This is a genomic window from Peribacillus sp. NPDC055009, from assembly GCF_053608705.1.
In genome coordinates, this window is the sequence record NZ_JBSGVZ010000002.1 from 345,280 (window position 1) to 358,171 (window position 12,892).

The 12,892-nt window shown below is 40.8% G+C and carries 10 protein-coding genes; 5 read left to right on the forward strand and 5 right to left on the reverse strand.

The window, feature by feature from the left end; all coding sequences use genetic code 11:
* Positions 1-153: 153 nt before the first annotated feature.
* Positions 154-1,590, reverse strand: a complete 1,437-nt coding sequence (locus ACWF5P_RS05455; RefSeq protein ID WP_452444695.1) for a hypothetical protein — start codon at positions 1,588-1,590, stop codon at positions 154-156.
* Positions 1,591-2,049: 459 nt separating this feature from the next.
* Between ACWF5P_RS05455 and ACWF5P_RS05460 the strand changes: the two genes are divergently transcribed.
* Positions 2,050-2,193 carry a hypothetical protein gene (locus tag ACWF5P_RS05460; protein WP_157831067.1) on the forward strand — a complete coding sequence of 48 codons (144 nt, stop codon included), beginning with the start codon at positions 2,050-2,052 and terminating at the stop codon, positions 2,191-2,193.
* A 28-nt stretch (positions 2,194-2,221) separates the two neighbouring features.
* Here ACWF5P_RS05460 and ACWF5P_RS05465 read toward each other — a convergent pair whose 3' ends face one another.
* Entirely contained in the window at positions 2,222-2,539 is a 318-nt protein-coding gene (locus ACWF5P_RS05465) for a hypothetical protein (protein WP_101223795.1), read from the reverse strand.
* A 557-nt stretch (positions 2,540-3,096) separates the two neighbouring features.
* Between ACWF5P_RS05465 and ACWF5P_RS05470 the strand changes: the two genes are divergently transcribed.
* From ACWF5P_RS05470 to ACWF5P_RS05480, 3 genes are all read left to right on the forward strand, one after another.
* Entirely contained in the window at positions 3,097-3,990 is an 894-nt protein-coding gene (locus ACWF5P_RS05470) for a helix-turn-helix domain-containing protein (RefSeq protein ID WP_101223796.1), read from the forward strand.
* A gap of 676 nt (positions 3,991-4,666) precedes the next feature.
* Positions 4,667-6,292, forward strand: coding sequence for a hypothetical protein (locus tag ACWF5P_RS05475; RefSeq protein WP_402943400.1), 1,626 nt, complete (start codon positions 4,667-4,669; stop codon positions 6,290-6,292).
* Positions 6,285-9,257 (forward strand): DEAD/DEAH box helicase, encoded by a 2,973-nt coding sequence (locus tag ACWF5P_RS05480; RefSeq protein WP_452444696.1) that lies wholly within the window; start codon positions 6,285-6,287, stop codon positions 9,255-9,257. The genes ACWF5P_RS05475 and ACWF5P_RS05480 overlap by 8 nt, the downstream gene beginning before the upstream one ends.
* A 158-nt stretch (positions 9,258-9,415) precedes the next feature.
* Here the strand turns inward: ACWF5P_RS05480 and ACWF5P_RS05485 are convergent, their stop codons facing one another.
* Positions 9,416-10,024 (reverse strand): LysE/ArgO family amino acid transporter, encoded by a 609-nt coding sequence (locus ACWF5P_RS05485; RefSeq protein WP_101223799.1) that lies wholly within the window; start codon positions 10,022-10,024, stop codon positions 9,416-9,418.
* Positions 10,025-10,148: 124 nt separating this feature from the next.
* Between ACWF5P_RS05485 and ACWF5P_RS05490 the strand changes: the two genes are divergently transcribed.
* Positions 10,149-11,594 carry an aminotransferase-like domain-containing protein gene (locus ACWF5P_RS05490; RefSeq protein ID WP_452444697.1) on the forward strand — a complete coding sequence of 482 codons (1,446 nt, stop codon included), beginning with the start codon at positions 10,149-10,151 and terminating at the stop codon, positions 11,592-11,594.
* 133 nt (positions 11,595-11,727) lie between these two features.
* Here ACWF5P_RS05490 and ACWF5P_RS05495 read toward each other — a convergent pair whose 3' ends face one another.
* Complete coding sequence (locus tag ACWF5P_RS05495; RefSeq protein WP_402943391.1) at positions 11,728-12,144, reverse strand: hypothetical protein; 417 nt, start codon at positions 12,142-12,144, stop codon at positions 11,728-11,730.
* A 279-nt stretch (positions 12,145-12,423) separates the two neighbouring features.
* Positions 12,424-12,579, reverse strand: coding sequence for a hypothetical protein (locus ACWF5P_RS05500; RefSeq protein ID WP_434168132.1), 156 nt, complete (start codon positions 12,577-12,579; stop codon positions 12,424-12,426).
* Positions 12,580-12,892: the final 313 nt, after the last annotated feature.

Below are 12,892 nucleotides of genomic sequence, written 5' to 3' on the forward strand. Positions count from 1 at the left end.
TTCTGCCGGGTCTGCTAACAAAGGAAACCCGCAGGCGGAAAGCCAGCGCCTAGAGGCAACGTTCAAAATTGTACAAACCCTAAAAAACGTAGGCAAACTCAATCTTCATCGAGTTTGCCTACAGCCTGGGTCATGTACATAATGTTCAGGATTCTAGAGCATTCTTTTTTTTCGGCTTTTTTTCTCTTGGAGCCATTTTTTCAGGAAGATAAAGCCCAGGATGGCCGAAATGATGAGACCGCTTGTCGTTACAATGACAGCTACCCATTCGTATAAGGTGTAATCCATATACGCTTTCCATGGTAATTTCCCTTTCCAATCTTCAATATATAGATTCATTCCGAATATCCCGGAGACTACCGTATAAATCGTTAGTATTTGCAAAAGATAATTACTTCTTTTCCCAGACAGTTTATCCTGATTTTGATAAAGGTAGGAAAGTGTTTCCTTCACCTCACTGTAGAGAGGGGCAATCCTGAAGGCTTCATCCGTTTTTTTGAAAAGCTCTTTACCGATTGCCGTACTATTCACTTCAGTGAATAAGTACTTTGCAGAAAACTGAGTGATCATGAAAATCAGCTGTTCTGTATCCGATTGATCTTTTTCCACATCTATCTGGGAATGTTCATGAGCCAATTTGAGCAGTACGATTTTATAATAGAAGAAAAGCAACAATGAATAAAAATGCTGGCCATACATTTCGCTTGCCAGTTCCTGTTCCAGTTTACCTGTCGCTTTCGTGACACACGCGAAATGATACATGCTGGTTACATAATAGGTTTCCTTGCCCCACCTGTCATATACTCTTTCTTGATAATACTTTTCTATATAATCAGGATTTAATGCACCTATATATGGTTCACCATCATTGTCATACCCATTCAGTTCACTGATCCGGAATAAGTCATTTTTAGATATATCACGATCCTCAGGGAATGCCGTATAACTGATCACGTACATCCTTTCATCGATGAAGAAGGGCAAACTGCCAAAATAAGTCGGGTCCGCTTGTTCTTCATCCATATATTCCTCAATTGGCGGCAATAGTTCATTGAAGATGAAATCCTTCACTTGTTCATACTGATTTTCCCGACAGCCGACTTTCGTTTTTTCCTCATCATCAGCAATCGGTTCAAGGATTCGGAATGTATCGCCAAAATAGAGCACATCATCATGTGAAAGCCCTTTAGGTAAAGTAACACGTAGGTTCATCATGCCAATATGAAATGGGCATATGAAGATATCGATAGAGTTAATAATGAATGGGGTATTTAGATAGGGTGATTCGAAGGTACAATCAATATCCAGTTTTTTCGTGAAACGCCGCAAGCCTTCCTTCTGTTTGGCATTACTCGGAAATAAAATTGGCTCGATGTAAGGCATGAAATACTTTTCCAGTTTACGGTGCGAAACTTTATGGCCACCGTAAAATTGATTTTGTTGTTCCATATCTTTCAAGTTCAAAAAAACGAAATTGTCCTCAAACAACTTTTCCACAAACTTTTCAATCTTATTTCCTTCAAGCGTAAATGGAAAAATGTACTGCTGGAAAGTTCGCTTCGTCGGATCATTCTTTACTTTCACATCCATAAAATATATTCCTCCGATTAAACTGCGATTAACACAGGTTTAATTCATCTTGTTTCTTATATTTACCCATGTATATACAAACAAAACGAAACATATTATAGAAAAAAAGTGGACAAATTATCCAAATAAAAAAGATCCCCCAAGCATATGCATGGGGGCCATCGAAAAGAGTTCTTCAACCCTCTTCACTTTAGGGTACTAGAAACTGATGTTTCTAATGAAAAATCCGATATTCGGACCATTTTAACATTTATTTTAAGTATGATAAAATACGAAATTCCTCCATATTTGGGCTTTACCTCTTATTATCATCTAATAAATCCTTATATGCAGGCATTCACAGAAGAAAATATAACTACAGGAATATTTGCAAGATCTTCTGTTCATCCCTTTATCATTAAAATCACGTTTTAACTAAGAAAAAAATGGGTAAATAAAAAAAAGCAAAGGAGAGACATAATGAAATCCGATAGCAATAAACAACATTTTAAATTTTTTGAAAGAACAAATAACGCTAAACCAAGTAAGCGGAAACAAATGAGCGATTTCATTAAAAAGAAAATGAATGCTCAAAACAGTCATTTAAATGGCAAAAACTCATGACATGTGGGATGTCATGAGTTTTTATCTTTTAAAATGCGATTTCATTACCTTGAAGATTGTGCTTCACACATTTCTTGATACCGATTACATTCAAAAAATGTTGAATCTTCTTCATCGAGGTCGCCTGATATTCATCTACAATGGAAAACTCTTTAAGATAAGCGATTTTTTCTTGTACATCTGTATCTATATGATCTTGGCTGGATTCTTTATCATCTGATTTTTTGCATGTGTACACCACAGCTTCACCAATTTTCCTGGTTGCCTTATCAAAATAAAAAGAAAACACAATGGCACATTCATCATCGTAAAAAGAGGGTTGAACTTTCATATTAATATCAATCATTAACCTTACACCTCTCTCCGTTTTGTTATATACACTATAACAAAAGCATTAAAAGGAAATAGGCGTTACAAACTACGCTCACGTTTCTTCAACACCTACCAAATGGACCTTACACCCCCCCATTCATAGATAATTATAACTACAGGAATATGCGCAAAAGAATAATCATCATTTAATAATAATAAAAAAAACATCTTCAATTGAAGATGCTTGAATGATTGATAAGAAGCTTCATTTATTTATTTATTTATTTATATAAACCTGGAAGTTCTGCGTAAAGGCCTGGTAATTCGCTTGGGACAATAACAAAAGCAGCGATGATAAGAAAAGATACGACTAATGCTTTAGTACTTTTTTTCATAGGTCATTCCTCCTTTTCTTTTAAAAAAATATTGGTTAAAATAGAAAATAATTCTATAGTTATATTTAACCACAATTCTTAAAGTCATATATTTCGACTAAAGAATCTATTTAAACCGTTCAGGACCTGTACATACCGCTTTCACCGATTTTTCATAACAAAATATAACTCTAGGCATATTTTAAGGAGAATCAAAATGGATTTTTTTGCAGTTGGACAAAAGATCAAAGAGCTACGTAAACAAATCGGGCTTTCCCAGGAAGAGTTGGCAACCGGTATTTGTACACAAGCACAGATCAGTAAGATTGAAAAGGGCGATGTCTATCCATATGCATCCACTCTCTACTTAATTTCCCAACGTTTAGGCGTTGATGTAAACTATTTTTTCGATATTGGAATGACCCCTAGGCTGGATTACGTGGAAGAAGTGATTTATCAATTAAAAATAGCCAGAAGAACCCGAAATTATGAGGAAATGCAGCAAATTGTAAAGGCTGAGGAAAACAGTCCCCTCTTTCTTCAAAATAAAAAGAATCATCAATTGATTCTTTGGCACAAGGGAATATACGAATATGAAAAAAATAAAGATTTAGATAAAGCCATAGAATTCATCAATAAGGCCATCTCCATTACTCATACGACCGATAAAATTTATTCGGAACGGGAGCTTGAAATCCTAAGCAGTCTTGGTGTAATGTATGTTGCCGAAGAACAATACGAAAATGCATTTGCCTTGTTAAGGAAAGCTTTAGATCACTTGAAAGCCCTGCCCTTCTTGACGGATAAAACGCTAAAGACGCGCCTATCCTATAATTTTGGCAGAGTGCTAACACGCCTTGGCCGATACGGAGAGTCCATTGCCTGCTGCCAAGATGCCATAAAGTGGTGCCTCGAACATGATCAATTATATGCTTTAGCGGATTTACATTACCATTTAGGATACAATTTTGAACTCGTAGGTAACTTTGAAGAGGCAAAAGAGTACTTGGAAAAATCTGCGTTTCTATTCAAATTACAAAAAAACCATACCTTTGTTACATTCATCAACAAAAAGCTGGACAGTTGGAAGAACGAAATGAAAATAAACTAATTCTATAATTTGGAGCCATTTCCCCGGGAATGGCTCCAAATTATAGACAAACTCGATGCCTCCAGTCACTCGCTTTCCGCGGGCGGTCCGTTCTCGGGTCCTATGCGCCTGCGGGTCTCCACTTGACGCTCTTCCCCCGCAGGAGTCTCGCACATTGTTCCAATCTACTTTGTATTAAATTTATATATAGAACCCCTTTTGTCTACAAATTGAGCCATTCAACAGGAGTATATAATTTCTCACACTCATCATTTCCAAAACCTCTAATCTACATTTTAAATTCCAAGCCAAAATGAAGTATAATAAAGAGATGCTTCAAAAAAGCAATTTTAAAAAAGATTCCTGCCTCATCACTTGGTATTATGAAGCGTGATGAGGATGAAGGATTTGAGGCATGTTAAAGTGATTGCCAGTTATTCCTGTTTATATCCGAACCGCTTATATTCAAGGGGATTTTTGACGATATTGACTTTTACAGGGTTTTTATGAATATACGGCTAGAAGCATTGATGGTTTGTTCGATTAAATGGATTAGAACGTAAAGAGAACGGCCATAGTCCGGCATTCGATCTGGGATGTAATTTATGCACCCAACGATAAGTTAAAGAACTGATGGTTCATGATCATACAAAAATATAATTTTGGTATACAGGGCTTGTCCCTGAAGGAGGAGAGTATGGAGCGGGAGTTGTTGTTAGTTGGGGAGCGGCTGGCGGAATTTTTGGAGGCCGGGGATCCGGAAGATTCGGATGTGGTGAATCAAGGGCTCCAGTTATACCGTCAGGGGCTCGTTGATATTAAAGAAGAAGCGGCGGATACGATTGCAGCTGAGGTACAGGATGTGACACGCTTTAAGGCCAGGCTGAATCTGCTCTTCCCTCAGGATGGAAGCTGTACATGTGATTCAAGGTTCATTTGCCGGCATCAAATGGCCGTTTTCTTTTCTGCATATTCTGAACACGCTAGTGTTTCCGAATGGCTGAGCGATTGGAAAGCACCAAAAAAAACCTCAACGGCCCAAGCACTGCAGCAAGTGAAACCTGCAAGTGAATTACTTAAACAGGCGGCAGGGAAATCCATCATCTTAGATAAAAGCTATCCATCATGGAAGCAATTCGTGAATGATGAATTTGCTGAACATGTGGAGCCTCATATAGGCGAGGCTACTTATATGATTGAAAATCACATACAAACTTACTTTAAACGCCTTAGCTCAAAAGCTCCAATGGAAAGGGAATGGAAATTACTTTATCATTTCGTTACCCAATTTTGCACGATGCAGCAGACACTGAGAATGATTCAGCTGCATAAAAGTGAGACGCAAACGATCAGGGTCTTTTATGCACTTGCCGTCGACCTTGCAGAGGAGCTTCATGAAACGGTACAGCCGCTTAGCAGGCAAGCGAGGCCCTTCGCCTTTGATCCCTTCGTTTTTAGCATCAAGGAAGATGTAGCTAAACTGCTGGATGGAGGAGAAGGCCTCGAATACGAAAAGATCGACCTTTACCGGGAGATATGGAGCTACTTATTCTCCAACTCCTCATGGCGTAAAGAGGAACTGGAACGAATCAATAAAGAACTTCCCGAGAAGTATATGGGCACCACTGAGAGGACGTCCTATTCCCTCGCAGCGATTCACCTATCCCTTTTGGAGAACCATGATAAACAAGCGATTGGGCTTCTTTCTGAATTGAAGAACGAAGCCTGTCCATACATTTTTTATTGGCTGAATCTCTTGGCTGAATCCGACAACCGGGCACGGGCTATCCCTTTCATTGAATTCATCAATAATAATGTCCAGGAGTTCCTTGCCGGTTTATCCGATTATTATAAACGGGTAGATTTCGTCCGTACCTTTACGACTTTAATTAACAGTTGCTGTTATAAATTAAAACGGACCGATTTGCTTGAGAAATTTTACAGGGCCACCCTTCCGCACAGCTATTGGAACTATGCAAACTTCCTTTTTGAACAAGGACAATATAAAAAATGGGTGGAGATGCATATTTACTCAGAAATCAGCATTGACTTAATCAGCAGTGAATCCATCAAAGAAGTGGTCTCAAAAGAACCGGAACTAATCCTGCCGCTTTATTATCATGCGGTCCAGGAAAAAGTTTCTTTGAAAAATCGGCCTGCTTATAAGCAAGCTGTCCGTTATTTGAAAAGGATGCGCACCATCTATAAGAAGAGCAAAAAGGAAGACGTATTCGAACGTTATATACTTTATGTAGCAGATTCGACCAAACGGCTTCGCGCTTTCCAAGAAGAACTAAAAAGGGGTAAGCTTATCGATGTTTAATCCAGGGAAATTAAAAATCAAAATAGCCGCTCTCGAAAACGGAACTTACGCCCTTGGTGTCGTCAATGAAGAAAATACCTTCCTCACCACGAATTATATACGCAGGCTGTTATTCAACTGGGATGACGCAAGCTTTTATGGCACTAAAATGACTACGGATATAGTGGATGGAAATCAAGTATTCATTCTTGACGCTTGGGGACTTCTCAATTTTTTTGCGAGGGAAAGCTTCAACTCCTTCATAGAATGGGAATGGTCCGAGATATCCTCCCTTTGCCTGTCAGCAGCTCCCGTTCTTCATGAATCCATTGAAGCTGGAATCCCCGTACCGGATTTCACCAATCTTCAATTGGACTCCATCGGCTGGAAGCTGCCGGAGGAAGTGGAAGAGGAATTCGTCCCTTCCTTTTGGGAAGAAGAAATATCTTTGGATCTTCCTTCACCTGAACTGGAAACCAACCGTACTTTTATCGAAAAGTGGTATAACGGTGCAGCTAATATGTATTTAAAAAACTATTCACCCATGCAGCATAAATGGAGTGAAGCCGTCGGGGCATTAAAGGATACTCGACTTTCTCCCGAAGAATTGCAGGCCTTTTTTGACAAGGACAGCTGGCAGGAATGGCTCGGTACCCTGCCCGATCCCAAACCATTCACTATAGGTCTCCGTTTAACTGAGCCTCCAGATGGAAACGGGCCTTGGATGCTCGATGTTACCCTTCGTTCCAAAAGGGATGAGAATATCATTGAAACATATACAGGAAAAAAACTTCCGCGCGGCTGGAATAAGTATGCAAGTGATGTGGTGCGTGCTACGAAACGCTGGCAACTCGTCGTGCCCTGGCTTGGGGAGAATGGCCGTCTGAAAAGGGAGATTTCAGAAACTGATGCATGGGAGTTCTTGACCGATGCAAGCGAAAAGCTCCTGTTTCTTGGCGTCGAAATTCTCCTTCCATCGTGGTGGCTTGCCTTGAAGGAGTCCTCATTGAAGGTCAAAGCGAAAGTGAAGAGCCAATCGAACCGCGGCCCTTCTTATGTCGGGTTAAAAGCTTTAATGGACTTTGATTGGCGGTTCTCATTAAATGGCAAGGAGCTCACTGAGGCGGAGTTCGAGGAGCTCGTCAATGAAAAAAGGCGGCTTGTCTTCATCCGCGGCCAATGGGTCAAGCTTGACCCTGCTTTCATTAAGCAAATTCAGGAGCTGATGGAAACAGCGAATGAAAAAGGCATCCAACTGACTGACTTGCTGCAGCAGGAACTGTTGAATGGCGTGAATGAAGATGGCGATGCCGATTCTGAAAACGACGAAATGCTCCGGATTCAATTTGAATTGAACCAGGAGCTCCGTAAAATGGTGGGAAGGCTCCGGGAAACCAAAAACATATCCATCCTGCCCGTCCCTAATGCACTTCAAGGTGATTTACGCCCCTATCAAAAACTGGGCATGAGCTGGCTCCTTTTTTTAAGGGAGCATGGTTTTGGTGCTTGTCTAGCCGACGATATGGGACTTGGAAAAACCGTCCAGATGATTGCCTACCTACTTCATGTTAAAGGCAAAGAAAGGGTCGGTAAAGAGCTGCCCACTGCGCCCAAGGATGAACAAAAGAGTGAACCGATCATCGTCGAAGAGGATAGTAGCGCGGAGAGCAGTGATGAGGGTGAAGTCATTACCACTGCCCCTGAATCCGTCCCTGTACAATCGGCGCTCATCGTCTGCCCGACATCGGTACTTGGCAACTGGCAAAAAGAATTGGAAAAATTCGCTCCATCACTTAAAGTTCACCTACACTACGGATCGAATCGTGCTAAAGGTGAGGCATTTACTAAACTGGCAGCCGATCATGATATTGTCTTAACATCATATGGACTGACCCACCAAGATGTGGCTGAACTGACCTCCATCCATTGGAGCAGTGTTATCCTTGATGAAGCACAAAACATCAAGAATGCCCAAACGAAGCAATCCAAAGCGGTCCGCAAGCTAAATGGCAGACATCATATCGCCCTATCGGGTACGCCGATGGAAAACCGTTTAAGTGAGCTATGGGCGATTTTCGACTTCATCAACAAAGGTTATCTCGGAACGCTAGGTCAGTTTCAGGAAAAATATGTGGCGACCATCGAGCGTGATGATCAGAAGGATAAAATCAAGGAATTGCAGCGTTTGATACAGCCATTTTTGCTTCGCCGTACAAAGCGTGATAAAGAAGTCGCTCTTAATCTTCCGGATAAGCAAGAACAAAAGGAATTCGTACCGCTTACCACCGAGCAAGCATCGTTGTATGAGCAACTGATTAAAGATACATTCACTGATATCGAACAACTATCTGCCTTTGAAAGAAAAGGCATCATCCTCCAGATGCTGAATAAGCTAAAGCAGCTTTGCAATCATCCAGCTCTTTACTTAAAAGAAATGGAAAAGGAAAACATCATGAAGGCACCTAACCGATCTGGCAAACTCGAGAAGCTGACCGAGCTTATCGATGCTGTCCGCGAACAGGATGAAAGCTGTCTCATTTTCACACAATATATCGGGATGGGCAATATGATTAAAGAATTGCTGGAAAAACGATATGGCTTTGAAGTGCCATTCCTGAACGGGAGTGCGAACAAGAAGCAGCGTGATGAAATGATCACGCGATTCCAGGATGGGGATTTCCCTATTTTCATACTCTCGTTGAAAGCAGGCGGCACTGGGCTTAATCTTACAGAAGCAAACCACGTGATTCACTATGATCGCTGGTGGAACCCAGCTGTTGAAAATCAAGCCACCGACCGTGCTTACCGAATTGGGCAACAGCGTTTCGTTCACGTTCATAAGCTAATCTGTACAGGGACCCTGGAAGAAAAAATCGACCAGATGCTTGATAAAAAGCAAGCCCTGAACGACGAGATCATCAGCAGTGACAACTGGATCACCGAACTTTCCACAGAGGAAATCAAGGACCTGGTTGCTCTTCAATAAACCCGCTCTCACGATTTGAAGAAGAATGAGGTCAGGTTGTTAACTTATAAGGAAAAAAAGGGGAATGCAATTCGATATGCATTCCCCTTTTTTATACATAAGCGTCCTGTAACTTTATTGAATACCTGGTATGGCTAGGTTCAAATGCATGTCTTTTATCAAAAAATCGATTTAACCATATAAAGAGCTGTGATCCAAATGATGATTGCAGAAATTTTATTTAATATTCCAAGGAATTTACCAGATGTATCAACCTTTTTCAGCAATCGTCCCGCAAGACATAATCCATGGAACCAGCACCATGACACAAAAATGCACGTTGCGGTGAAAATCATTTTATCTTTTCCTGAATAAACAAGTGAGCTCGAACCGATTACACCTATCGTATCCAAGATTGCATGCGGATTCAGTAGTGATACGGATAGAGCAAATACAATTTGTTTTTTGGTCGACATCTGCATGGATTGGGCACCTGACTGTGAGTTCGATTTGGCAAACCAAATCTGAAAACCCATATACAATAAAAATATAACTCCGATTATGATTAATGTAAGGCGCAACCAATCATATTGCATGACAACCAACGAAACACCTAAAATAGCTAACAAAATGAGCAGTGTATCACAAATTGCAGCTGTTATCGTTGCTGGCAATGCTTTTTTTATTGTAGGTTGGATTGCTCCTTGATTAAAAATGAATACATTTTGCACTCCCAACGGAAGTATCAGCCCCAATGCCAATAATAATCCATGAAAAAATGGCCCCATACGAATACCCCCTCCTTTCAAATTCAGTATAATGAAAAAAACAAAGGAATTGACCATCCAATTGGTTGGCTTTCAAACCAACCAATTTATATTGAATACAGAACATGAAAGGAGTGGTTTTCGTATGTTTATCGAATGGAGACCAAACCGTACTTCCGACCAATCACTTCACCTGCAAATAGTGGATTGGATCAAACAACAAATTACACGAGGGGAATGGCCAGTTAGTACCAAGCTTCCATCACAACGTTCATTGGCCGACTCATTTGGGGTAAACCGAAGTACCATCATCACAGCCATTGATGAGTTGATTGCTGATGGATTATTGGAAACTAAGGTTGGGTCAGGCACATTCGTTTCCAATAATACATGGAATATGCTCGTCTCAAGCAAACAGCCCGACTGGAAAAACTATGTCCGGAATGGACTCTATGAACCTAATTTAAAAACGATTCAGGACATTAATCAGTATGAAACGGACACTGCCATCATCAGATTAGGCACGGGCGAACTATCTCCAGATCTATTGCCTGCAAAACAAATCGAAAAGACGTTGCGATCCACTTCTTTTGATGCCCACTCTTTAGGCTATTCCGAACCCAAGGGTGATAAGAGACTTCGTCAATGTATAAGTGCTTATTTAGAAACAAAAGGGATCAACGCGAGTCCCAGCTCCCTCATGGTCGTTTCTGGCGGGCTTCAGGCACTCCAGTTGATATCAGTCGGTTTACTTCAAAAGGGATCGATGATTTTACATGAATCCCCTTCCTATTTAAATTCCGTTCACCCTTTTCAATCTGCGGGCATGCACTTAGTAGGTTTATCAATACAAGGCCGGGAAAGTATCCCGACACAAATAAAGCACATCAACGGAAGGAAGAAAGCGTCACTATTTTATACTGTTCCAACGTTTAACAATCCAACGAATACTACATGGTCAAAAGAAGAAAGACTTAACCTCCTATCACTATGCAAAAAGGAACAGATCCCGATTATTGAAGATGACGTATATAGTGATTTGTGGTTTGATAATGAACCACCGCCTCCATTAAAATCCCTTGATGCAGATGGCCTTGTATTGCATATTGGCAGCATGTCCAAAACATTAAGCCCAGGATTGCGTATCGGATGGATTGCTGGCCCAATAACTGTGATTGAACGTTTAGCGGACATTAAAATGCAAATGGATTATGGTTCAAGTGCACTTTCCCAGCACCTTGTGGCGGAATGGTTAGCAAATGGGCAATATTCAAAGCATTTAGAGTGGCTAAGGCATGAGTTGATAGGACGCAGAGATTTTATATTAACTCTTCTCAATCAATATTTTAAGGGACTGGCTGAATGGCAAATACCTCAAGGAGGATTTTATATATGGTTAAAATTATGTAAACCAATCGTGAATTCAAACCTTTTCAGGCAAGCGTTAAAGGAAAACATACTTCTTAATCCGGGATACATATACGAACCAAATAACCATACACATATACGGCTTTCATATTCATACGCCTCGGAGGAACAATTAGCTTATGGCATCCAAACCCTTTCAAAGATCATTCGGCGGTTGGTTTGACATCTTGAAGGATTGGAGAGGCATTAATGGAGCTGCCGTGGCAGCTCCATCCTTATTGAGTAAAGTAACTTTTCGTATGAATTATTCGGAAATCTCATACCTTACAACGTCCTGCCTAAAAATGTTAGGGATTTCATGGCGTAGCAGCTTTCATCTTTACGTTCCTCTCTTTTTGCTGGATGATGAAAAAAGAATGGTGATAGCCATGATTGATCATGATATGATCGAGGATTGCAGTAAGCGCCTCACCCTTATTCGGCTGATATGTCTCTGAACTTTCTTCAATGATGATTTTTTCTTGGTGGGGGTCATAATTAATAGATGTTTTAGCACCTTCTTCAAAAAAAGAAAGGGTTACCTCCTGACATAGAGGAAAATCCTGATAAGGTGAATCAGAGCGGAGATCCTTTTCAAAGGGAGAATGGACGTGCTGAAGTGCATCAAAGAAACTCGGTTTTGTAAGATATGACCTGTCGCTTCCTCTCCTTTCGAATTTCACTGTAATTGCAATACTAGTTACTTTATTGCTAGATTTCTTCTTATAATTCATAGATACCCTCCTTCCAATAAGACCTTTATACCTAATTCTTTTATCCTATTCGATATACCTGCCGGATAATGAAAAAACTTCCTCACTAAGAGATTTCCATATTAGCACGGTGAAAACGCAAGGAACTACACCATAATCTACTAAAGAATTCATTCATCAAATCCATACTCAGGAAAGCTTATTATGCAAAAACAGCCCTCTTGGATAAGAGGGCTCATACTGTAGACAAATTCGAACGAGTTTGCCCGCAGTTTTTTCTTTGAAAACGTCCAGTTTATTTCAGAAATCCGCTCCCTTTCCGCCGCCGACTGTCTGCCAAGCCTCCTCGACGCAAGCGTCTGTGGGGGTCTCGGCTAGCCAGGTATTCGGCAGGAGTGTCGCAAATTTCTTCAATTTAATGGTGGTTTCATTCCATATTAAAAGGTAAAAATTCATGAAGGATAACCAAGTCTTCTTTTTATAGTCATGGTTCGGGGTAGTCCATTCGGAACCCCCTTTTTGTACGAAGGAAGGCAAGTTTGCCTACAGTATTATTTTGAAAGACATTCCAGTTGATTGGAGCGGGTGTACAAGACTCATGCGGGAATGGCGTGTCCAAGGCGCAACGAGCGCCGAGAGCGGACCGCCCGCTGAAAGCGAGTGCCCTACATCCCAACCAATGTTCGAATTGTACAAACCCTCAAAAAAACTGTAGGTACAAATCAAGTATGTCTACAAACTGAAGCCCTCCTGGGTAAGAGGGCTTCCT